General features: G+C 45.9%; 21 protein-coding genes. 9 read left to right on the forward strand and 12 right to left on the reverse strand.

The features are described from left to right. Nucleotides 1-135 precede the first annotated feature (135 nt). The 5 genes from JQC93_RS11075 to JQC93_RS11095 all read right to left on the reverse strand — a co-directional run bounded on the left by JQC93_RS11075 (nt 136) and on the right by JQC93_RS11095 (nt 6968). Nucleotides 136-555 carry a hypothetical protein gene (locus JQC93_RS11075; protein WP_205158505.1) on the reverse strand — a complete coding sequence of 140 codons (420 nt, stop codon included), beginning with the start codon at nt 553-555 and terminating at the stop codon, nt 136-138. Nucleotides 556-557: 2 nt separating this feature from the next. Beyond that, nucleotides 558-2018 (reverse strand): methyl-accepting chemotaxis protein, encoded by a 1461-nt coding sequence (locus JQC93_RS11080; protein WP_205158506.1) that lies wholly within the window; start codon nt 2016-2018, stop codon nt 558-560. A 162-nt stretch (nt 2019-2180) separates the two neighbouring features. Continuing rightward, the gene (locus JQC93_RS11085; RefSeq protein ID WP_205158507.1) at nt 2181-4136 is read right to left on the reverse strand and encodes a MacB family efflux pump subunit; all 1956 of its coding nucleotides are present in this window, start codon (nt 4134-4136) and stop codon (nt 2181-2183) included. A 2-nt stretch (nt 4137-4138) separates the two neighbouring features. Continuing rightward, a complete protein-coding gene (locus JQC93_RS11090; RefSeq protein WP_456243398.1) occupies nt 4139-5344 on the reverse strand; it encodes an efflux RND transporter periplasmic adaptor subunit in 1206 nt (401 codons plus the stop codon). A gap of 274 nt (nt 5345-5618) precedes the next feature. Further along, entirely contained in the window at nt 5619-6968 is a 1350-nt protein-coding gene (locus JQC93_RS11095; protein ID WP_205158508.1) for an amidohydrolase family protein, read from the reverse strand. Nucleotides 6969-7534: 566 nt separating this feature from the next. Between JQC93_RS11095 and JQC93_RS11100 the strand changes: the two genes are divergently transcribed. The 5 genes from JQC93_RS11100 to JQC93_RS11120 all read left to right on the forward strand — a co-directional run bounded on the left by JQC93_RS11100 (nt 7535) and on the right by JQC93_RS11120 (nt 12278). Next, complete coding sequence (locus tag JQC93_RS11100; RefSeq protein WP_205158509.1) at nt 7535-8521, forward strand: ABC transporter substrate-binding protein; 987 nt, start codon at nt 7535-7537, stop codon at nt 8519-8521. Beyond that, nucleotides 8521-9336, forward strand: coding sequence for an ABC transporter ATP-binding protein (locus JQC93_RS11105; protein ID WP_205158510.1), 816 nt, complete (start codon nt 8521-8523; stop codon nt 9334-9336). The genes JQC93_RS11100 and JQC93_RS11105 overlap by 1 nt, the downstream gene beginning before the upstream one ends. Nucleotides 9337-9344: 8 nt before the next feature. Further along, entirely contained in the window at nt 9345-10100 is a 756-nt protein-coding gene (locus JQC93_RS11110) for an ABC transporter permease (protein ID WP_205158511.1), read from the forward strand. A gap of 81 nt (nt 10101-10181) precedes the next feature. After that, complete coding sequence (locus JQC93_RS11115) at nt 10182-11159, forward strand: isopenicillin N synthase family dioxygenase (RefSeq protein WP_205158512.1); 978 nt, start codon at nt 10182-10184, stop codon at nt 11157-11159. Nucleotides 11160-11297: 138 nt separating this feature from the next. Next, complete coding sequence (locus tag JQC93_RS11120) at nt 11298-12278, forward strand: isopenicillin N synthase family dioxygenase (RefSeq protein ID WP_205158513.1); 981 nt, start codon at nt 11298-11300, stop codon at nt 12276-12278. A gap of 135 nt (nt 12279-12413) precedes the next feature. Here the strand turns inward: JQC93_RS11120 and JQC93_RS11125 are convergent, their stop codons facing one another. Both JQC93_RS11125 and JQC93_RS11130 read right to left on the reverse strand, forming a co-directional pair. Next, entirely contained in the window at nt 12414-13280 is an 867-nt protein-coding gene (locus JQC93_RS11125; RefSeq protein WP_236009513.1) for a DMT family transporter, read from the reverse strand. 7 nt (nt 13281-13287) lie between these two features. Further along, nucleotides 13288-13827, reverse strand: a complete 540-nt coding sequence (locus JQC93_RS11130) for a DUF6314 family protein (RefSeq protein ID WP_328834515.1) — start codon at nt 13825-13827, stop codon at nt 13288-13290. Between the two features lie 553 nt (nt 13828-14380). Here JQC93_RS11130 and JQC93_RS11135 point away from each other — a divergent pair. The 4 genes from JQC93_RS11135 to JQC93_RS11150 are packed head-to-tail and all read left to right on the forward strand — an operon-like array spanning nt 14381 to nt 18318. Beyond that, complete coding sequence (locus tag JQC93_RS11135; protein ID WP_205158514.1) at nt 14381-16012, forward strand: tetrathionate reductase family octaheme c-type cytochrome; 1632 nt, start codon at nt 14381-14383, stop codon at nt 16010-16012. A 10-nt stretch (nt 16013-16022) separates the two neighbouring features. After that, nucleotides 16023-16607, forward strand: coding sequence for a cytochrome b/b6 domain-containing protein (locus tag JQC93_RS11140; protein ID WP_205158515.1), 585 nt, complete (start codon nt 16023-16025; stop codon nt 16605-16607). A 35-nt stretch (nt 16608-16642) separates the two neighbouring features. Next, nucleotides 16643-16969 carry a hypothetical protein gene (locus tag JQC93_RS11145; RefSeq protein ID WP_205158516.1) on the forward strand — a complete coding sequence of 109 codons (327 nt, stop codon included), beginning with the start codon at nt 16643-16645 and terminating at the stop codon, nt 16967-16969. 38 nt (nt 16970-17007) lie between these two features. After that, nucleotides 17008-18318: a rhodanese-like domain-containing protein gene (locus tag JQC93_RS11150; protein WP_205158517.1), complete on the forward strand. Its 1311-nt coding sequence runs from the start codon at nt 17008-17010 to the stop codon at nt 18316-18318. Between the two features lie 135 nt (nt 18319-18453). On the opposite strand, the gene bfr (JQC93_RS11155) is transcribed toward JQC93_RS11150, so the two are convergent. From bfr (JQC93_RS11155) to JQC93_RS11175, 5 genes are all read right to left on the reverse strand, one after another. Beyond that, a complete protein-coding gene (bfr, locus tag JQC93_RS11155; RefSeq protein WP_205158518.1) occupies nt 18454-18921 on the reverse strand; it encodes a bacterioferritin in 468 nt (155 codons plus the stop codon). 11 nt (nt 18922-18932) lie between these two features. Beyond that, nucleotides 18933-19397, reverse strand: coding sequence for a bacterioferritin (gene bfr, locus JQC93_RS11160; protein ID WP_205158519.1), 465 nt, complete (start codon nt 19395-19397; stop codon nt 18933-18935). A 136-nt stretch (nt 19398-19533) separates the two neighbouring features. Next, the gene (locus JQC93_RS11165) at nt 19534-19728 is read right to left on the reverse strand and encodes a (2Fe-2S)-binding protein (RefSeq protein WP_205158520.1); all 195 of its coding nucleotides are present in this window, start codon (nt 19726-19728) and stop codon (nt 19534-19536) included. A 540-nt stretch (nt 19729-20268) separates the two neighbouring features. Next, nucleotides 20269-21300, reverse strand: coding sequence for an L-threonine 3-dehydrogenase (gene tdh / locus JQC93_RS11170; protein ID WP_236009514.1), 1032 nt, complete (start codon nt 21298-21300; stop codon nt 20269-20271). Continuing rightward, the gene (locus JQC93_RS11175) at nt 21297-22493 is read right to left on the reverse strand and encodes a glycine C-acetyltransferase (protein WP_205158521.1); all 1197 of its coding nucleotides are present in this window, start codon (nt 22491-22493) and stop codon (nt 21297-21299) included. The genes tdh and JQC93_RS11175 overlap by 4 nt, the downstream gene beginning before the upstream one ends. Nucleotides 22494-22522: the final 29 nt, after the last annotated feature.

A 22522-nucleotide genomic window follows, 5' to 3' on the forward strand; every position in this document is an offset into this window, starting at 1 on the left:
TGTGTATACAGTTTTGCGTGAGCACAATTAACACCTTGTGTTTGCGCACACTGCGTGAATGCAGCTCAATAAAACGCTTTTACCTATCTTTCCCACAAGCTGCTTTAGCCCAACCGTATTCTTCTTATACGCTTTCTATACCTCGGATTGCAAGATCAGCCCTTCAGCGGCTTCCTCGTCAATCAAAACGATGTTCATGATAGGGTTACCACAATAAGGGATAAGAACCTGAGACTGCTCCGATAATGCGCTATCCTTTTGGCTCTGGATGGTTCCAAATTGATTGTCGTCGGATGTGACCAAAATGTGACCTTTTATCGGGCGCCCATGTCGCAACAAAGTAAATGTGGTACGTTCTAGAACGCCAAAGTTTCCAGTGACCAGCTCAAGAGAATATGGCCCTACGGTGCAGCGGTTATTTTTAATTTCGCAACGACTAAGAGTTGGATGTTCAATAGACGCAGTGATCACCATTTTTTCATCCATGTCTAAAAAGTCGGGTACAAAATACCCGACTCCAAATAGAATCGAAATGACGAAGATTTTACGCAGCATGCTTAAACGACGAAGCGGCGGCTCACCAAGTTGAGTTCATCAATCGACTCAGTAAGTTCGGTGATCGATGCCTTTTGATCCTCAGATTGTTGTGCAATGACAGCCGAGGAATTATTCACGCCCGACATGGTGTCTGAGATCTGGTTAAGTGCACTAGACTGCTCATCCACGGACGTCGCTACTTGGTACATCTGATTGTTTACCTCAGAGATATTGCTCGAGATCCGCTGGGTGACTGACATGATGTCACTCACCGCACCATACACATTTTCAGAGTAATCAATCACGCTACTGATGTTTTTGGTCGACAGCTTGATGTTTTGATCCAGTACAGACAGCGATTGATTGATCTCTTCAACACTGGCATTAGTTCTAGTCGCTAACTGACGAACTTCATCAGCCACAACCGCAAAGCCTCGCCCTGCTTCCCCGGCACGTGCAGCTTCAATTGACGCATTTAACGCTAACAAGTTCGTCTGTTCAGAAATACCGGTAATGGTCTCCAAGATCTGATGAATACTCTCTGTATCTTTAGTAACGTTTTCAACATTCTCTTGGGTTTTGCCAACCGTCGATTTTAGCGACTCCAACGTCGCCTGGCAGTTAGACGATTTCTTAAGCGCATCGCTACTCAAATCACTGGCAAACTGGGTGCTTTCATTACAGCTTTGAGCGGTAGAAGCCATGCTGCCAAATGAGCTCCCTAACTCTTCTATTGCTGTTGCAACCATTTCAGCATTAAGTGCATTTTGGGAAACTTCTTTATCTACCGTTATCACATTCGATGCAAGGTTTTGAGAGACGTTTTCAAGGCCGACAATCGCTTGTTTTTGCACGGTTACCATGCTTTGCAATTGGGTAATAAGGCTATTGAATCTGATGTAAAACTCATCACCGGTTTTAAGCTCTATGTTTAGGTCTAATTTGTCGTCCTGCACCAGTTTGTCGACTGATTTTGTCACGTATTCCATATGGCGAATATTTTTGGCTAAGGTAAGCGAGCCATAAATAGAGACGCTGGCTTGAAATATCGCGTACAAGCAGTGTTCGATAACCATTGTAAAACTGCTGCCCGGTGGGTAGGCATAAATAGGCAATCCGTACTGCTGTAGGAAATAGAACCCAACGTGATGCAACGCTGCAGCAATTAAAGCATGCAGCACCATCACCCAATCATTATAAAGCGTCATCAACCCAAGCAGAATAAACACTTCAAAGTGGATCATGACATCGCCATAGGCTTGATGAATGTGTAAGGCTACAAATCCATACATCACATAAGGTAAAACCGAACGAAATGAACGCGCATTAAACACAAATACAGCAGCCATAAGGCCTAATCCAACCAGCAAATCAGCTGTAGCATACCCATAACGCATGAAGTAGACGAAAGTCAAAACAGCCAAAGGCCCGGCGATGACATAAGTTTTTTCTTTAAAAGTGAGCGTGCGGCTAAAATCCATTTTTTCCTACCTAACAAGTACTAGTAGTCGAACCAACCCCAATCTAAAAAGAAGGTTGGATCGACAGATCATTATCTTGTTATCGGATAAATGGTGTAAAACTTGAGCGTTTATTGAACAAAAGTAATTGGGGTCAGAGTCAATTGACTCTGACCCCGCTTTTTAGTCGCGGGAAAGCGCGTCGACAGGTTCGAGTTGGGCGGCATTTCTAGCGGGTATAAACCCAAATAGCACGCCGATCATACTTGAGCACACAAGTGCTGTGATGATCGAATCTGTGGAATACAGCATGGTAAAGTCGCTCGAGAAACGGTCAAACACCTCCCCAATTAACAGCGCTAAACCAATGCCTAATGTACCGCCTAATATGCAGACCAATATTGCTTCAATGAGGAACTGACGCATGATATCGCTTTGACGCGCACCCACAGCCATGCGGATCCCAATCTCGCGAGTTCGCTCGGTCACTGACACCAGCATTATATTCATCACGCCTATTCCGCCCACCACCAGCGAAATAAACGCGATAGCGGAGATCAGCAGCGTCATTGTCGCTGAGGTTTTTTCGATATTTTGACGAATGGTATCGGTATTGATGGTAAAAAAGTCGACTTTGCCATGTCGCATGGTGAGAAGGTCTATGATCCCTTGCTCTGCGGCACTGCTAGAGACTTGCTCGTCGATACGCACCGTTATGTCATTGACAAAGTTTTGTCTAAAAATCCGTCCTGAAACCGTTGTATAAGGGATCCACACATTGAGTGAATCACTATTGCCAAACGAAGACTCCATCGCTTCCGTTACACCAATGATCCTAACCGGTAAGCGCCCCAAAAAGATCACCTCTCCCAACGGGTTGGCATCAGGAAACAGCTCCTCGGCAGTGTTGTCGTCAATCACCGCCACTTGCTCTAATCGGTCGACACTGCCTTGATCAAAATACTGTCCACTGGCGAGCGAGTAGCCTCGAACGCGAAAGTATTCAGTGCCAACGCCTTCAATTTGTCCGCTAACAGTTTCATTGGAATAGCGAATATTTAAGTTAGTCGATACGGTAGGTGTGACACTATCGACAAACGGTAAATTGCCGATCGCTTCTGCATCACTTGCGGTTAACGAATGAACCCGCCCAGCACGTCTATCTCCTCGCCCAGTGCCTGGCTTAATCTCAATCGTGTTGGTGCCCATTGAAGATATGTTATCTAGCACGCTTTGTTGTGAGCCGTTACCTAGAGCCACGACAGACACCACCGATGCAATGCCAATGATGATGCCCAGCATGGTTAAGAAAGTACGTAGCTTATGGTTCGACATCGCAATTAACGCCATCTTAAACGCTTCTTTGAGCGGCGATAGATCCAATAGGCTAGGCTTGGTTTTGGTGTGTTCGATACCCGTAATCGGATCGATATTGTCTTTGTTACGGTCACTATTGGTGATGGTGTCGGCGAGGATTTCACCATCTTTAATTTCGATGATTCGGTCGGCAAACTCGGCAACTTTGGGATCGTGGGTCACCAAAATGATGGTGTGGCCGTCGCGATGAAGTTCTTGCAACAGCTCCATCATCTCTTCGCCACTTCGGCTGTCTAGTGCCCCTGTTGGCTCATCAGCCAAGATGATGTCACCACCGTTTATCAGTGCTCGAGCCACACTGACTCGCTGCTGCTGTCCACCGCTTAATTGACTTGGCTTATGATCTAACCGGTCATCAAGCCCGAGCCTCGTGAGCAGCTTCTCAGCTTTTTGCTGTCGTTCGGCCTTGCTTTCACGAGCGTAAAGCGCAGGCACTTCTGCGTTTTCGACCGCAGAGAGATCCCCCAGCAGATGATAACGTTGAAAGATAAATCCAAAATATTCACGTCGAAGCGCGGCCAACTCATCGTCTTTCATTTTAGACGTGTCAGCACCATTAACGAAATAATGACCTTGGCTAGGCTTATCCAAACATCCCAAAATATTCATGAGCGTCGACTTACCAGAACCAGACGCTCCGATTATGGCGATCATCTCACCTCGATGGATCTCGAGATCAATATTGTCGAGTACAGTCAGTTGCTGGTCGCCAGCAGCAAAGCTTCGATTAACCCCAGAGACTTTTAGTAACGGTTCGCTCATGCTCACAACCTCATGCCACCAGCACCACCGCCGCCAGGTCCACCACCTGGAGGGCCACCTGCTCCTTGGCCTTGCATGCCACCACTTGATCGGCTGGTCACCGATGAGCTGCCAAGGACAATTTCATCGCCTTCATCAAGACCAGACAATATTTGAGCATAAACATTATTGTTAATGCCGACTTCAACCTTAGCCATAACCACTTCACCATCTCGCAATACTGGAACCCCAAAGCGATCGGCGCGTCGTGGGTCTTGAACCAGTACTTGAGAGGGAACCAACAACGCATCCTCTGCCTTATCGAGAACAATGGATACTTGGGCGGTCATGCCTATACGTAAAATGCGATCTGGGTTTTCGACATCAAACAAAGCGTTATAGTAAATGGCGTCGCTGTTGCCGATTTTAAGATCGATGTCGTCGCCGGTTAATATTGTTGGTCCAGGCTCGATGGCGCGCAGCGTCCCGGTGAAACTATGCTCGTTAGAGCCTAGAATGGAGAAATACACTTCTTGGCCAGGCATAACATCGATAATGTCGGCCTCAGATACTTGCGCTTTAATGGTCATCACATCAAGGTTGGCTAACTCAACAATACTTGGCGTTCCCTGATTGTTGTTAACTGTTTGCCCCTCTTCCACCGACACATAAATAGTTGTGCCGTCAATCGGTGCATCAATAACTGTGTAAGAGAGGTTCAATTTGGCGTTGTCGACGGTAATTAGGGCTTTCTCTTTTTGAGCACTTAATTGGTCCAGCTCGGCTTTATTTACCAGTAACGTAGCTAAAGATGAGTCATATAGAGACTTAGAGGTTGCGCCGTCATTTAACATGGTTTTATAACGATCGAAGCTAGATTGTGCCTCGACGATCTGCGCTTGTTTCGCTTCGTATTGAGCATTAAGTACGCTGAGCTCTGCATAAGCTTCTTTTAGGAAATTTTGCTGAGCGAGATTATCAATGGTTGCCACTGGGTCGCCTTGTTTGACTTCGTCTCCCAAAGAAACTTCGATGGTTTCTATTTGACCTGAAATCTGAGCACCCACGTTAACGATCTTTGACGGATAAACCACACCGTCCGCTAGCACTACATTTTCAATGTCACCACGCTGCACTCGATCGGTTGTGTAGTTGGTTTCGCTAGACTCGCTGGCAGGAGAATAGAACGTAACCCCACTTGCGATTGCGACGGCCAGTCCACTCATCATTGCAACATGCTTTAATTTTAATCCCACTACTCACCTCAAACCTTGCGACCAAGGACAGATCTAGTCCTACTACTGTTGCATACAGTATCGGAAATCAATTTGCAGAAATTGTGGAGAAAGTGTGGAGTTTAAGGGTGCTTTTTTCCGACATGTAGCGCTTATCACTAAGTAGAAATCAGCATTTGAAAATGAATTCGACGTAGTGATTAACCGATCATGCCAGAACTTGTTAAGTTTAAGTGTAATTCTTATGGTCGTATTGCGGTGTTCACAATCACAAAACGGTACGCATAAACGCCGTCATCTCGTGGTGTATTTGTGACATCAGCTCATCAACATCGACCACTGTACTTCGCTGATTGTCGATCACCATTCGCCCATTAATGAAACTGTATTCAATGTCTGCTGGCTCACCACACAGCAATGGAGCAAGCTCGAGAGAGTGTACCGTTGCCATTCGAGGAGAGTCGATGCGATAAGCCACAAGATCAGCCGCAAAGCCTACTTCAATCTGCCCGCTTTTGAACCTGAGCAACTCTGCGCCATTTTGGCTCGCCCATTGCAGTACTTGTTGTGGCTGCAATGAATCGGCACCATTTTGTGCACGTTGCAGTAACCAAGCTAGATTTAGCTCTTGGAGCATCGAACCTGACTCTGATGACGCCGAGCCATCAACCCCTATGGTCACTGGCATTCCCAGAGCTTGCATCTCGACGGCTGCGGCTATACCGCTGCCCAAACGGCAATTTGATGTTGGACAATGCGCTATTCCAGTACCGGTGCCAGCAAGCAACTCTCGCGATTGTTGATCGGTTTTCACCAAATGGGCGAACCACACATCGGCGCCAAGCCAATCACAGCTTTGCGCGTATTCAACGGCACTCATTGCGTATTGGCTCTGCGCTTGTTGCTCGTCGTATTGAACTTCGAGCAAATGCGAATGCATTTTGAGCTGATGCTGCCGTGCAAATTGCGCAAACTCTTTGAGATGCGCCGGTTCACAGGAATGAATGAGACTGGTTGGCGCCATGCACAAGCGGCTCATCGACAGTGGATTGTTATCGTGAAACTGAAGGCTTTGCTCCATACGACGCATGACTAATTCGGGAGTTTCAGGCTCAAGTTGCATGCTTTTCATGCCTTTATGACTGCCTATACGCGTTGCACTGCCACGACACAAAACAAAGCGCATACCCATCTCTTCTGCCGCTTGCCAAACCGCTTGCTCCATTTCGTAACTGGTCGACTGATGATACAGATAATGATGATCCGCGCAGGTGGTAGCGCCAGAGCGTTGCAGTTCGTAGATCCCAAGCTTGGCTGCAAGGTACATCAGTTTTGGTGGGATTTTTGGCCAAAACCGATATGGGACCGCAGCTAACCACTCACCTAGCCCTTTGTTAAGTCCCGCGGGAACGCCTTTCAATATTGATTGCGCCAAATGGTGATGCGTGTTTACAAATCCGGGATAAATCACACATCCCTTAGCGTCTACGATTTGCTCGCCTTTCGCCTCGAGGTTTGTGCCTATTTCGCTAATTACGCCGTTTGATATGCGGATGTCGCCTTGTCTGGTGTTATGTGGACCCACGGTGGCGTATGAATTTTTGATGAGATAACTCATTAAGTGCTCCTTTGGCTAAAGAGCAATGTCCCGGGGAATCCCTGACCGCTTCTACTCCTAAATGTCTGTGTTCTTTGGATTAGAGCAAGGATCAAGCCAAATGGTTTGCGTTCACGGGCGGTCTACTCATCACCGTTAAATGTACCATCGGATTCGCTTTTGGAGAGGCTTTTCGCACCAGCAGAGTGCACAGATTCTATTGAAATGCACTATCGAGACACAAATGTGACTAGCGTGAAACCGTGGCGTTAATGCCAGTTAACCCGGGCAATACTTATGGTTATTGAAATGAAAACGAAATGTAAAATATCTGGCATGTGACTTGCAAAACTACACAGTAAACCATCCTCATCGTGAGGTCATAAAGGTAAATCGCGCACCAATACACTAACAACAATCAGTTAAAAGAGTAGAAGCGTTTGTCCTATCTGAACACAGCGTAAGTCAGATAGAGATAGAGACATTGCTCGTTACATCCGGAAAGGTGTCTCAGTAGCGTATGGCTCATTTTTGCTCACTTAAAGACGCTTTTCCAAACCGTAATCGGATAGGAAAGGAACTCCATTATGCTTAAAAGACTTCACTCAACTCTGCTTCTAATCACTTGCAGCTTCTCGTCAATTGCCGCTGACAAAGTAAACTTTCAACTCGATTGGCTGCCTGGAGGGGATAAAGCCCCAGTCTATGTAGGAATTACCACAGGCATTTTTGAAAAATACGACCTAGAAGTCACCATTAATCAGGGAAGAGGCTCAACTGAAGCAATCACTAAATTGGCAACCGGCATCTCTGACGTGGGTATTGCTGACATTTCTGCGCTGATGGTTGCTAAGGCATCAGATGATGTACCGGTATCTGCTGTATACTCGATTTTCAGCCAAGCGCCACACGCGTTTTTTGTGGTCGACAATGGCGAAATCAACTCCATAAGTGAAATCAAAGGTAAGCGGGTAGCAACATCACCGTTCACTTCTTCCAACCTATACCTTCCACTTGTTCTCGAACAAAATGGCTTTTCACAAGACGACATCACACTGACCAAAGCGGATCCTGGTGCACTCGGCCCTATGCTAGCCACCGAGAATACCGATGTGTTGATTTCATGGGTAACCAGTACCGAGCGTCTAAAAGGACAAGCAAAACAAGCAGGGAAAACCTTAAAAGTCATGCCATGGCACGAAGCTGGGCTCGAACAGTACGCCACGTCACTGATCGCTAGCGATAAATTCTTGGCTGAGCGACCAGAGGTTGCGAAACGCTTTATTCAAGCCTTTGCAGAAGCCATTGAGTATACCTGGGCTAACCCAACGCAGAGCGCACAAGCAATTAATAGCATCGTGCCAGAAGTGGACGTGAAAGAGGCTACCGACACCATCAATTCAATTTACAACTTGGTGTACAACCCAGTAAGCGAGGCGAGCAGTGTTGGTCAGTTTGATAAAAATCACTTAGCACTCACCTGGAAATGGACCTCCGCGGCACAGGGCATTGAGGCAACAAGTTTCGATCCAGAATTGGCACTCAACAGAGACTTTTTGCCGGAGGCAAAATAATGAGCACCTTTGTAGAGTTACGCGACGTGTCACACACATACGTCACTGATAAAGGGGCTGAAGTCCAAGCCCTTAAAGACGTCAATTTTACCATTCAAAAGAATCAGTTTATTGCTGTCGTCGGCCCATCCGGCTGTGGTAAATCGACACTGCTTCGGTTGTTATCAGGATTACTACAGCCTACAGATGGAAACGTATCGGTTTTCGGTCACGCGGTTGCTGAGCCGCGTGACGACATTGGGATCGTTTTTCAAAAACCTACTTTGCTGCCGTGGTTGAGTATTATCGATAACGTACTATTTCCACTTAAGCACAAATACAATTATGTGTCGGCAAAAGACAAGGCTCTCGCCGAATCGCTCATCGACATGGTCGGACTTTCGGACTTTCTGGCTCAAAGGCCGGACGAACTATCGGGAGGCATGCAGCAGCGAATCGGTATTGCCAGAGCACTGCTGCTCGATCCCGACATATTGATCATGGACGAGCCTTTCTCGGCGTTGGACGCGCTGACACGTGAGGAAATGGGGTTCGAGCTACAAAGCATTTGGCAAAAGAAACCCAAAACCGTGCTATTTATTACGCACTCCATCTCTGAAGCGGTTCTGCTCGCAGACAAAGTGCTGATCATGAGTCAGCGGCCAGGCACTATTATCGAAGAGATCCCAATTGAACTGCCTCGTCCGCGCACCATCGAGACCATTCATCACCCGACATTTGCAAACTACACCACTCGCATTAGAAAACAGATCTATCAGCCGCAGGCTGTTAAAGCAGCAACCGACACCAAAGCGGCACTTAAAACAGTGGCCTAGGAACAACTATGATTCTATCGTTCAAACGATTCTTACCCATACTCACCTTAGTTATGATCATCCCGCTTTGGGAATTAGTATGTGTAGTGGCAAATATCCCACCGTATATACTACCTGCTCCATCAGACATCATTGAGGCGTTTTTCACCGTCGATGCAAGCCGATGGCTCAAGCATCTATGGGCTACGCTTTACATCGCTATTGTTGGATTCATTGTATCGGTGGTAGTCAGCATTCCTATTGCCATCGCGATGATCCGTTCTGAATACCTAAATAAAACGATCTACCCGGCATTAGTGGTGATCCAGTCAACGCCCGTGGTCGCAATTGCGCCGCTTCTCATTGTGATCCTTGGTACTGGCGATGCACCGCGTTTAGCCATCACCTTTTTAATTACTTTTTTCCCGCTGGTTGTTGCGGCAACGACCGGAATGCAAGCCACACCCAAGGAATTGATCGAATTATCACAGTCACTCAGGGCGAAACCCAGTCGCGAGATCTGGCAAATAAGACTGCCCTATGCCATTCCCTACATTTTCAGCGGCCTTAAAGTCGCCATCACACTGGCTATAATTGGCGCGGTGATCGCCGAGTTTGTCGCTGCCGAAGAGGGGTTGGGCTACTTTATTCAGTTTTCGACCTCATACTTCAAGATCCCGCAGGCATTTGCGTCACTGTTTGTCTTGTCGGTGATCAGCCTGTCGTTATTTCACAGCATCAAACTCATTCAAAAGACCTTCTTTAGTTGGAGTTTGAACCGATAACCTAAATCACTTAACAGGAGTAGAAGCGGCAAATCGAAACGATTGGCATTGCTCCATTACCCAACCGTAATTGGAGACCCTATGACATACCAACTCGACGAACTCAACTTAGAAAGTACGCTAGGTCAAACTGGCGTACTGGACAACAGCCGCGCAATTCCAGTCATCGACTTTTCAGACTTTGAAGATAGACGCGAAGAAATAAAAGAGGCGCTGTGGGATGCGGCCACACAGGTGGGCTTTTTTCAAATTCGCAACCACCCAATTCCAATGGCGTTAATTGATGAGTCTTTTGCACACTCGGAGCGGCTTTTTTCTTTAACGAAAGAAGAGAAAGCAAAATTTTCGCTTCTCGATGGGCAAAACGCGGGGTGGGAGTATAAAAACCAAGTTCGTCCATCCACTGGCACGGCTGATCAAAAAGAATCTTACCAAATAACGCTTCCTAAAATGGAAGGCTTATGGCCAAGCCAACAGCAGCTCCCTGATTTTAAAGAGCAACTGTTAGAAATGGAGCATCGGGCTTGGCAATTAGGTATGGCCATTCTCTCTTGCTTTGCGGAGAAGTTAGGCAAACCTAGTGACTTTTTCACCGATGCGCATGATAGAGCATCCGGCCAATATCAATCGACCTTGCGCCTTTTGCACTACTTACCCTTAGACAAAAGCTACATACCACAAGCGGGCATTTGGCGCGCAGGTGCTCACTCGGACTTTGATTGTCTGACTATGGTGTTTCAGCGCACTGGTCAAGATGGTCTCCAGGTCTGCCCAGGTAAAGACGCTCACCACAAACAAAGCTGGACAGAGGTGCCTGCGTACAATGACGTAATCACCTGCAACATCGGAGACATGCTAATGCGCTGGAGCGATGACAAGCTAAAGTCCACGCTACACAGAGTCATTATGCCTCAGCATATAGGCGCACATCCCGCACGCTACAGCATGGCCTTTTTCTGTCAGGCAAATAAAGATCAGCTCATAGAAAGTGCTCTCGATAAGTATGACTCTATGACAGCGGCAGAATATTTACGATATCGACTATCGGCCAATTTTTAGCATTGTTAGAACACCGGCACCTAGACAATAGAATGCTTCATCTTGAGCACCATCAATACACAATCACCAACTAAAACCAACAGTACACGCGCTACAGAAGAGCGTCTTTACTGTTGGTAAAGATACGAAGGAACTGCAATGTCTCTACCAATTATTGATATCACCCCATTATCGTCTAATGATCGTACACAGTGGCAGCCTGTTATAGAGCAGATTGACAATGCTTGTCGTGAGCTCGGGTTTTTCTATGTCACAGGGCACGGAATTCCGCAGCAGCAATTTGACCATATTGAGTCAATGGCCAGTTCACTGTTTAACTTGCCAATGAAAGACAAGCAGGCTATCTCCATAGAATTAAGTAATAATCACCGTGGTTGGGGGCGCCTTAGCGCAGAAAAACTTGATCCAGCTGGTGAGCTTGACTGCAAAGAATCGTTCGACATGGCATTGGACCTTTCCCCTTTTCACTCGCAGGTTACTCGCTGCCCACAGTTATACGGCCCTAATCAATACCCCGATATTTCGGGTTTTACACAAGCGGTGAACCAGCATTACTCACTGACATTAGATGTTGGACTTAGATTGCTAAAGGCAATGGCTTTGGCGCTGAATGAGCCTGAAGATCGCTTTACGCGTCATTTTAATCTACCAGTATCGGTGTTGCGTATGCTCCACTACCCCAGTCAAACCGTCACGACCAATGGTGCTGGCGCTCATAGCGACTACGGCTGCATTACCTTATTGTACCAAGACAACAGTGGGGGCTTACAAGTACTCAATAAACAAGATGAATGGATGGACGCGCCGCCCGTTGCTGGAAGTTTTGTGGTGAACATCGGCGATTTAATGCAGCGGTGGACCAACGATCTCTATCGCTCAACAAAGCACAGGGTAACCAGTCCTACATCAGGAGCTAGCCGATTCTCAATGCCGTTTTTTGTTGAGCCGGACTTTGACACACCCGTCACTACCTTAAACTCATGTTTAGAAGAAACCCAAGGGCTCGGTGGGTATCCACTCATTACCGCGGGCGACTGGATACTCTCTCGATTTGAGGACACATATTCTTATCGAAAAGACGAAGAGGCAGTTGAGGCAATCACTGCTAATGATGTGTAACTAAGATATACCTCTATCGAGAGCATCAAATAAGCCTGTATCTCACTGTTGAGTTACAGGCATAATGCGTTATAGATAGAGTCCATTACAGGCATAGTGGCGGCCACTAGCGTAACCGCTGAACGTAAGCCGCCATTAAGCTATAGCTTGTTGAGAGGACCTTTGCTTAACTTTTGCGTGTACCACAAGAGCCAGCAATATAATCACACCACCAATACTCAGTCGAAGCAGATCTTCTTCGCGATTCCAAATAGCGACATTCACAATCAAGCCAGCAGGGATCAGAGCGTTATTCATAATAGCTAAATACCCAGCATCTACTTGGCTTGCACCTCGATTCCATAAGAAATACCCAAGCCCAGAAGCCACAATACCCAACCACAACAATACTCCAATTTGCACCGAGCCTGTAGGCAGTTCAGCTTTGCCCCAAATCATCCACGCGATAGTCGCAACGATCATGGCGCCAATATAAAACCAGCCAAAGATATCACGCTGATTTACGTTGGGTCTCGATTCTTTAAAGTGCTTGTAAGCAACCTGTCCAAAGGCAAAGCAAAGGTTAGAACACTGAACGACTAAAAAGCCTAATAAGAAGTCTTGGCTAAGGCTGTCATAGCGGATCACTAACGCCCCAAACACGGCGATCAGTGCACTGAGTAAATACCAAGGGTTAAACTGTCGATTCAACGCATCGTTAATTAACGTCACGTAAATTGGTGTAAACACCGTAAACACCAGCACTTCGGGAACCGTAAGCAGTAAAAACGACTGATAATAAAAAATGTACATCAAACCTAACTGTACACCCCCAATCACCAGCAACTGCGTAATCTCACTGCGGCTTAAGCGTGAAGGCCGTAAAAAGGGTAAAAACACCAACGCGGCAAGAGCGACACGCACCAATACCGACACATAAGAGTCCACCTGACCCGCCAAATAGACTCCAATCAAACTAAAAGAAAGCGACCAAAGTAAGGTGGTAAAAATTAAATAACCCAAAATCCATTTACTCCTTGTAAATATAATGTAGATGTTCGTCCTTACGCGGACCGGTGATTTGCCAGATAAATTCAAGCTGGCCCTCAACGAGCGATACTGAGCCGCTATATAAGTCATCACCGCATAGATGAGAGACTTCACTCACCCACTGATTTGTTGAAGGTTGCGGAATAAGATCAAACAGCTCGACTTGATTATCCCTGCCGAAACGACTGTGAAATAGACGGATCCGCCCATCATCGATACGCTGCCAAATGAACTCATTGTTGGTGTCGAGGCGATATTGATTTGCGGCCAACACAAAGGTCCCCGACTCATGAAAATAAAGCTTTTCACCCGCACTATTATCTAGTGCACTAGGAGAACTTGTTGTTACGTCCCCTTCTCCCGAACCTTTCCAACCCATAACAGAGTCTGGCCCCGGTGTAGAGACATAGTAGTAGTGTTTTATGTGCTGAAGATGTTGCCAGAGATTAAACATTGCGCAAGATGACGTAGAAAAAGCCAATTGTGAACCAATTTGATGGTTTTTCCTAATGGATTTCACTCTGTTGCTCAGTTAAGCCGAATAAATGGAAGGCTAATCCAGTACAGGATAAATCTCATGCCCTTATCCAGTGAGTTTATATTCTCGCGCGCAACGTCAGTCAAACCCAACCCACGCTATCTATGATTGGTTTGCTTATCTACCCATTTAGGTTTTCCCAAAGACAATGCATAGATTACTCAGAGAACGACAGCGTATCTCTGTACGATAACGCCTGCTCAATAAAAGAGCAAAATAGGTCAATGCTCTATCAGAAATCAGATTTGAATCGCGGCTTCCACTGTTTTTTATGGACAAAAAATCACCGATTTTGCAATCGCAGTCACTAACTCTTTAGAGGTATTCTTGATGTGAATCAATGAATCAAACGTCAGCTAAAATCCGCTCTTATCATCAATATTTAATGAGCCTATAGTTACATTAGCAAATGCTTAAATACGAAGTTATAGAGAAAGCATGCATTGTTTGCCTGAGCAATGAATAAGTAAAACGCACATGTCGCGGCAACACTGCCTCAAATTGATAATGGAAAAATCTTTAGTAGGTACGCTTTATGGATAGATTAGTGTTTTTGATACTTGGCCTAAGTTCGTTGTGCACTTTCAATGTAGTTGCAAGCGACAGTTCGACGAGTGAAAAACCAGTCAGCGAACATGTGCAAACCATCGCGAGCACCGCCAATCACGCGATGTTTGACTCTCTGAATCAAGAGTTCGATTACGCCCCTGATGTCACCGAAGCTTGTCTCGAATGCCATACCGAAGCCTCAAAACAAATGCATGAGACTTTCCATTGGAACTGGGCCAAAGAAGTCGACGATAAGATGGTAGGTAAAGGTGAAAATGCCTTTAACAACTACTGTGTTTCAGCCAAAGGGAATCAAAGTTGTACTCAATGTCATACTGGTTATGGCTGGCGAAACGACGACTTTGAGTTTGACGCAGAAGAAAACGTCGACTGCTTGGTTTGCCACGACACCACAGGCACGTACAAAAAATCGGCAGCATCGTCTGGTCACCCGTACTACGAAGATACCGTCATTGGCGGCACAGTTCAGAAAGCGGTCGATCTAGCTTTTGTCGCACAAAATGTTGGCAGCCCAGATAGAGACAACTGCTTAGCCTGTCACGCTCTTGGTGGAGGTGGTAATGGCGTAAAACATGGTGATACCGATTTATCTTTGATTGATCCTAGTTTTGAACTCGATGTACACATGAGTCCAGACAAGCTCGACTTTGCGTGTCAGGACTGCCATACCACCAATGACCATCGAATTTCAGGACGTTATAACGATCGTGCAGCATTTATCGATCACGAACTGGATATGGGCCATGAAGAACGTATCGGTAACAACGTTTCATGCGAAAGCTGTCATAGCCCCACGCCACATAATACTCGAGCTATCGACAATCACACCGCAAAAGTCGCTTGTACATCCTGTCACGTACCTGAAATGGCCCGCGGCCCATACTTAACCAAGCTGTCTTGGGACTGGTCAACTGCGGGCGATTTAAAAGATGGTAAGCCTTATGTCATTGATGAGGTGTTTGATGGCGTAGAGCATCATGCATATGTCAGCAAAAAAGGCACATTTACTTGGGGTAAAAATGTTGTACCAGAGTATCGCTGGTACAAAGGTGAACTCAAGCAAATGACCTTCCAAGATACCTTTGACCCAACAAAAGCCCCTATCTCAATCAATCCTCCGAGCGGAGATTACAACGATCCTGATGCGCGTATATGGCCATTCAAGATCCATCAGGGTAAACAGCCGTTCGATACCGAGAACAACACCATGCTCCCAATCAAACTGTATGGCCGACAAGGAAGCGGTGCATTTTGGACTGAGTTTGATTGGCCAAAAGCATTGCAAGCGGGTGCTGAGTTAAACCAAGTGGACTTTAGTGGTCACTATGACTTTGTCGAAACCCTAGGGTATTGGCCCATCAAACACATGGTTGCACCGGCTGAAGACTCGGTTGACTGTTCACAATGCCATAGCCAGCAAAGTCGTCTTGAAGGACTAAATGATTTCTACCTCGTTGGACGCGATAGAAGTGGATTTGTGGAGTGGTTTGGTGTGCTCGCTATTGGCGGCGGCCTTTTTGGTATTGCTATCCATATTTTGCTTCGCTTGGTGACCATTTCACGCCGTAAAAAAGCGCGCAACGATATAGGGCTATAAGGGGAACTTCATGAGTAAATCAGCCGTACTTTTTAAACGCTTTGAACGCTTATGGCATTGGCTGCAAGCACTGTTGGTGTTGCTGCTTATCGTAACAGGTCTTGAACTGCACGGCTCCATAACTCTGTTTGGTTGGGGCGAGTCTTCTTCGCTCCATCACTGGGCAGGATTTATATGGGGCGCACTGGTGGTAATGATTTTTACTTGGATCTTTACTACAGATGCATGGCGACAATTTATTCCTAAGCGCCAAGGTGTCGATTCCATTATTCAGTTCTATCTGTTTGGCATTTTTAAAGGCGACCCTCACCCGCACGAAATGACACCAGATGACAAATTCAACCCTTTGCAGCGTCTCGCCTACATATTGGTGCTGTTTGGATTAGTACCATTACAAATTTTATCCGGACTCGCGCTGTTCTTTTATCCCGAGCTTAGAGCGAACGGCATACTAAGCAGCGTCGAGTTTATTGCGATTTTGCATACCTTTTGTGCGTACAGCGTAATTGCATTTTTGATTGTCCATCTCTATTTGATCACGCTAGGGAAAAAACTCACAAGCCATATGAAAGCGATGATCACCGGAAAAGAATAATGAGTTTAGTCACAAAGAAATAAGAGGAAAGGTTTATGAAAAAGCTACTAGCTGGAATAGCGCTCACGCTATGCACGTTTGGTGCTCAAGCGGATGCCGCAAAAGGCCAAGAGGCCTATCTTGAGTACTTAAGGCCTCTATTTGGGTACAACGGTCAAGAGTTTGCGAGCCTGTATTTGAAAGTTGAGTGGAAGCGTTTCTTTAAAAAGGACGCTGAGCGTTTTATCAAAAAATTTGGTGACAAACACCCTGAAGCCCAAGAATTTTTGAACAGCGAACAATTCCAGGAAATAGCGCCAGATGTAGCAGACTTTGCCATGAAATACGCCGCAGACAGTGGTGAGTTGGCCGCCTGTGACTAAGTAATAGCGCCACATTTAGTAACACAAGGAAGATCACTATGTTAACTCTCAATCGCACCATCGGTGTGTTGCTGTCAGCGTCACTACTGACCGTTTCTATGGTCAGTAATGCCGCGGAAGAAATCACCGGTAAGATCCAATCTATCGTTTATTCATCCAAAGTGATTCAGTACCTGAACCCCGCAACTAAAGAGGTTCAAGTACTCAAGTACAGTGATGAAACGACCTTACTCGAAGCCAGTTCGTTTAAAGATCTAACGGTCAATACTAAGTTTAAGGCCATCCTCAACCAAGACAACGTCGCCACCCAAATCAAACGTGTGCTAGTAAAACTGCCAGATGAGCAAATCATAGATACTGACACCTTGGCCGATTTACTCGATGACGGCGAAACAGTGTTTATTGGTGATGCTCGACCAACCTCGGTATATGACGTAGGCCATATCCCCACATCTATTGCAACGCCTGCCGACAAATTGGCTGCCAACTTACAGTGGCTACCAAAAGACAAAGATACATTAGTTGTGTTCTATTGTGGTGGAGTGACCTGCCCTCTAGGCCCCAAAGCACTCAAAATAGCTACCGCTGAAGGCTATACCAATGTTAAAGCGTACGTTGAAGGCTACCCTGCATGGAAAAGCGACGTCTACCCAACCCATGTCAATCAAGCTTGGCTTGAAAGCAACCTAGACATTCACCACGTTATCTTAGATGTGCGTGAAAATCCCACTGCAAGCGTTCAAGGTGCAGTCCACATGCCGGTGAAACAACTGGCTGATCAGCACGAGATCTGGAACAGCGAAAAGTTTGAAGTGTCAAAACGCTTGCTGTTAGGCCTTCGCGACAAAAAAGCGCCGATCACCATCATCGCTGATACTAACGACGCAGACGAGGCCATTGAAGCCTACGAAATCTTATCATTTTGGAAATACAGTAATGTCTCTATCCTAAATGGCGGATTTGAAAAATGGTCTATCACCAAACGTCCAACATCGACAGACGGACTGGCCACCACATTGGTCTACGAGAAAAAACTACTGCCAGGCGCAGTAGAAGAGCAGGTATTTGTAACGGCTGCAAAAACGGGGGACGCCACAATCATTGACGTTCGCAACCCAGACGAAGTCGCAACTGGCCATCTAGAAAACTCCATCAACATTCCGCTAGCCGACCTAGACAAGCAGCTAAGCAAAGTGCCAAAAGACCAACTAGTGATACTGCATTGCGCCGCTGGCGCAAGAGCCTCACTGGGTTATACCCTACTCACAAAAAATGGTTACACCAACGTCAAATACTTAAATGACTCATTCAAAGGTGTCGTCACTGATAACAAAATACCATTAATCTAACGACTCGATGCGCCGATAGTTGGCGCGTAGATAGTTAAGAGTCTCGCTGCAAATGATGTTAAAAGACCTCTCTATCAACTAGAGAGGTCTTCTGTAAGTCACTAATGTGTATCGATGAAAAAATAGAAAACTCAACTACATTTGAGATTGTAAATAATTACTCAAACCAATTTTATCAATCAAACCCAATTGTTGTCCAAGCCAATAAGCATGATCGGATTCGGTATCATTAATCAGTGTTTGCAATATATCTCTGGAGACATAATCTTGTTCTTTCTCACACAGCGCCATGACACTTTTGAGTTTAGCATCCACGGCAAGCTCAACATTTAGATCGCTTTGGAGCATTTCGGGGACGGTCTTTCCAATAACAACCTCTTCCCTTGTTTTCATATCAGGCGTGCCTTCCAAAAGCAGCATACGTTCGATCAACAAAGAGGCATGCCCTTTTTCGTCATCAAACTCATGGTCAATACGTTCAAATAGTTTATTCAATCCCCAATCTTGATACATTTTGGCGTGAATGAAGTACTGATCCATTGCCGCCAATTCAAACGCAAGCAATTGGTTGAGCCCATTGATGATCTCTTTATTACCTTTCATCCTTGTTACTCCTATAACTGAGCTTGTAGGTACTTCTCTAGACCCATTTGTTCAATTTGGTAGTGTTGAGTTTCGATCCAGTCAATGTATTCTTCTTCATCGTCTAGAATCTGAGTTAATAGGTCACGGCTTACGAAGTCTTGTAATTGTTCACAAGTTGCAATGGCTTGCTGAAGCACTTTGCGCTGATTCAATTCGAATTGATGGTCGCAATCAAGCATCTCAGGGGTTTCTTCACCAATGGATAGTTGCCCAAGTTGCTGCAGGTTAGGCAGTCCTTCCAAAAACAAGATCCGCTCTATGAGCTTATCGGCCTGCTTCATATCGAGGATGGATTTTTTGTAGCACTTATCATTTAACTGAGAGAATCCCCAGTTTTTATAGATACGCGCGTGAAGAAAAAATTGGTTAATCGAGGTTAACTCTGAGGTCAAAACTTTGTTTAAAGTTACGACTATCTCAGTCTGAATTTTCATAATATTACCTAGTAAAAGACAATAAAATGAGTATAGAGCGGGTTATGGATTATGCAAAAAAGCCAATGGCTTCATAGTATTAGCAAGTGATAATGAGAATTAATTAAGAGGGTAATCGAGCACTTAGTAATTGATTTTAACCAACATCTTTGAACAAGCTTTCGTCCACAATAGTTTGATCAATTATTTGTTGAGTTAGCTTTACACAGGTACCACATTGCGAGGCGATGTCGAGTTTTTGCTTCAATTCGCGTATCGAACCAGCGCCTTGCTCTATCACCATTTGTTTAATTTGCTTATCTGTAATGCCTTTGCAAATACATACGTACATAACTATCTCGATATCGTGTAAACGCAAGTGATAATAATTAGCATTTAATGGGGTGTCAATGACTTTTAAGTAAAAAACCTATCGCCTTTTCGACATCATGTCGAAGCCCTTTGTAAGCCTAAGGTGCTTTGCAAACACACATTCACAATCAGCAAGCTAGTGCTTTGGAAATGGAATTGTATCTCTTAATGACATTGACGTTCCAAGACTTGCCCTGACGACTACAGTTGAAATAATGGGAGAATGTCGGTCCTAGTTCAAAGAACAAAATGTGGGAGTGGTTGTGGCTGTGAAGTCATTGTTTTGGTTGTATTTCAATATAGTGCTAATTTTTAGTTTCACTGAGATTATGTCGTTTGATGTACCATCAAACGACATTCTTGGAGGGTTCGGAGAACCGGTTAGCTATTCGATGAGTTGCTTCTGAATAATCATGATCCATTGATTACAAGAAGTGATTAGCACATAGCTTTCCTTATGTGCATCGAAATTAAATCGGCGTTAGTTTGCTAAGTTACATAGACTAAAAAGTAAGTCTCATTACTCCCAATCAAGGATAACTTTCCCGGAAGCCCCGCTACGCATGACGTCAAAGCCTTTTTGGAAGTCATCAATCTTGTAGTGATGAGTGATAATTGGCGTCAAATCTAGGCCAGATTGGATCAGGCTCGCCATTTTATACCAAGTCTCGAACATTTCTCGACCGTAAATTCCTTTGATGATCAGTCCTTTGAAAATCACTTGGTTCCAGTCAATGCCCATATCTGACGGTGGAATACCCAATAGCGCGATACGGCCACCGTGGTTCATGGTTGCTAGCATTGAGCTAAATGCAGCTTGAACGCCTGACATTTCCAAGCCAACGTCAAAGCCTTCGGTCATGCCGAGTTCTTTCATCACGTCATCTAAGCTTTCGGTGGCTACGTTGACAGCTCTTGTTACGCCCATCTTGCGAGCAAGGTCGAGGCGGTATTCATTTACGTCGGTGATCACAACGTGGCGCGCGCCTACGTGTTTTGCGACTGCGGCGGCCATAATACCAATTGGGCCTGCGCCTGTAATTAGGACGTCTTCACCCACCAAATCAAACGACAACGCTGTGTGCACAGCATTACCAAATGGGTCAAAAATGGACGCCAAATCGTCAGAAATGCCATCTGGGATCTTAAATGCGTTAAACGCAGGGATCACTAAGTACTCTGCAAACGCGCCTTCGCGATTGACGCCTACGCCAACGGTATTGCGGCACAAGTGAGTGCGTCCGCCGCGACAGTTTCGGCAATGTCCACAGGTGATGTGTCCTTCACCAGACACTCGGTCGCCCAACGAAAAGCCGCGTACTTCTTGGCCTATCCCAACCACTTCACCAACGTATTCGTGCCCTACTACCATAGGAACTGGAATGGTATTTTGAGACCATTCGTCCCAGTTGTAGATGTGCACGTCTGTGCCGCAAATGGCGGTCTTTTTAATTTTGATTAGCAGGTCGTTATGGCCAAGTTGAGGTTTATCTACCTCTGTCATCCAAATACCAGGCTCTGCTTTTAGTTTTGACAGTGCTTTGATCTTCATTTGATAAGCTCCATATCACGGCCGACTTCAATGAATGCATCAATCGCTTTGTCCAATTGCTCACGCGAATGCGCCGCTGACATCTGGGTGCGGATACGAGCCTGTCCTTTTGGTACAACTGGGAATGAGAAACCAGTAACGTAGATACCTTTTGCCAGTGAACGTTCGGCAAATTCGGCTGCTACTTTGGCGTCACCAAGCATGATTGGAATAATGGCATGGTCAGCACCGGCTAAGGTAAAACCAGCTTGCGACATACGAGCGCGGAAGTGCGCCGCGTTATCCCATAAATGGTCGCGCAGCTCGCCGCTTTGCTTTAGTAGCTCTAATACGCGAATCGACGCGTTCACAATCGCAGGTGCGACTGAGTTCGAGAACAAGTATGGGCGAGAGCGCTGACGCAACCAGTCAATCACTTCTTTTTTGCCCGAGGTGTAACCGCCTGATGCACCGCCTAACGCTTTGCCTAGTGTTCCGGTAATAATGTCTATGCGATCAACCACATTGTGGTACTCAGGTGTACCTGCGCCTGTTGATCCCATAAAGCCAACGGCGTGAGAGTCATCGACCATCACGAGCGCATCGTATTTATCGGCTAAATCACAAATGGCAGGAAGGTTTGCTACTACGCCGTCCATCGAGAACACACCGTCGGTCACGATCAGCTTGTGGCGAGCACCCGCTTCATTTGCGGCAATCAACTGCTTCTCTAGTTCCGCCATATCATTGTTAGCATAGCGGTAGCGCATAGCTTTACACAGACGCACACCGTCGATGATTGAGGCGTGGTTAAGTGCATCGGAGATGATTGCATCTTCTTTGCCTAAGATAGTTTCAAACAAACCAGTATTAGCGTCAAAGCACGAGGTGTATAAGATGGTGTCTTCTTTGCCCAAAAACGCCGATAGGTTAGCTTCTAGCGTTTTGTGGATATCTTGCGTACCGCAAATAAAGCGAACTGACGCCATGCCAAAACCGTGCTCATCCATGCCCTGCTTACCCGCAGCGACTAAGTCAGGGTGATTCGCTAAGCCTAGGTAGTTATTGGCACAGAAATTTAGCACTTCTTCGCCCGTTGAAATGGCCACTTGCGCTTGTTGTTGAGAGGTGATCACGCGCTCAGATTTGTAGAGACCTTCAGCTTTAACTTCGTCGAGTTGCTGCTGGATTTGAGTGTAAAACGTCGAAGACATAGTGCGTCCTTCTTTCATTAATGTTGAGG

Origin of the sequence: Vibrio ulleungensis (assembly GCF_016900875.1) — a bacterium.
Taxonomy (GTDB): Bacteria; Pseudomonadota; Gammaproteobacteria; order Enterobacterales; family Vibrionaceae; genus Vibrio; species Vibrio ulleungensis.

Bases quoted from the DNA above. Each gene is read 5' to 3' on its own strand.
- JQC93_RS11075 (WP_205158505.1), bottom strand. From the start codon at position 555: ATGCTGCGTAAAATCTTCGTCATTTCGATTCTATTTGGAGTCGGGTAT.
- JQC93_RS11080 (WP_205158506.1), bottom strand. From the start codon at position 2,018: ATGGATTTTAGCCGCACGCTCACTTTTAAAGAAAAAACTTATGTCATC.
- JQC93_RS11085 (WP_205158507.1), bottom strand. From the start codon at position 4,136: ATGAGCGAACCGTTACTAAAAGTCTCTGGGGTTAATCGAAGCTTTGCT.
- JQC93_RS11090 (WP_456243398.1), bottom strand. From the start codon at position 5,344: ATGATGAGTGGACTGGCCGTCGCAATCGCAAGTGGGGTTACGTTCTAT.
- JQC93_RS11095 (WP_205158508.1), bottom strand. From the start codon at position 6,968: ATGAGTTATCTCATCAAAAATTCATACGCCACCGTGGGTCCACATAAC.
- JQC93_RS11100 (WP_205158509.1), top strand. From the start codon at position 7,535: ATGCTTAAAAGACTTCACTCAACTCTGCTTCTAATCACTTGCAGCTTC.
- JQC93_RS11105 (WP_205158510.1), top strand. From the start codon at position 8,521: ATGAGCACCTTTGTAGAGTTACGCGACGTGTCACACACATACGTCACT.
- JQC93_RS11110 (WP_205158511.1), top strand. From the start codon at position 9,345: ATGATTCTATCGTTCAAACGATTCTTACCCATACTCACCTTAGTTATG.
- JQC93_RS11115 (WP_205158512.1), top strand. From the start codon at position 10,182: ATGACATACCAACTCGACGAACTCAACTTAGAAAGTACGCTAGGTCAA.
- JQC93_RS11120 (WP_205158513.1), top strand. From the start codon at position 11,298: ATGTCTCTACCAATTATTGATATCACCCCATTATCGTCTAATGATCGT.
- JQC93_RS11135 (WP_205158514.1), top strand. From the start codon at position 14,381: ATGGATAGATTAGTGTTTTTGATACTTGGCCTAAGTTCGTTGTGCACT.
- JQC93_RS11140 (WP_205158515.1), top strand. From the start codon at position 16,023: ATGAGTAAATCAGCCGTACTTTTTAAACGCTTTGAACGCTTATGGCAT.
- JQC93_RS11145 (WP_205158516.1), top strand. From the start codon at position 16,643: ATGAAAAAGCTACTAGCTGGAATAGCGCTCACGCTATGCACGTTTGGT.
- JQC93_RS11150 (WP_205158517.1), top strand. From the start codon at position 17,008: ATGTTAACTCTCAATCGCACCATCGGTGTGTTGCTGTCAGCGTCACTA.
- bfr (WP_205158518.1), bottom strand. From the start codon at position 18,921: ATGAAAGGTAATAAAGAGATCATCAATGGGCTCAACCAATTGCTTGCG.
- bfr (WP_205158519.1), bottom strand. From the start codon at position 19,397: ATGAAAATTCAGACTGAGATAGTCGTAACTTTAAACAAAGTTTTGACC.
- JQC93_RS11165 (WP_205158520.1), bottom strand. From the start codon at position 19,728: ATGTACGTATGTATTTGCAAAGGCATTACAGATAAGCAAATTAAACAA.
- tdh (WP_236009514.1), bottom strand. From the start codon at position 21,300: ATGAAGATCAAAGCACTGTCAAAACTAAAAGCAGAGCCTGGTATTTGG.
- JQC93_RS11175 (WP_205158521.1), bottom strand. From the start codon at position 22,493: ATGTCTTCGACGTTTTACACTCAAATCCAGCAGCAACTCGACGAAGTT.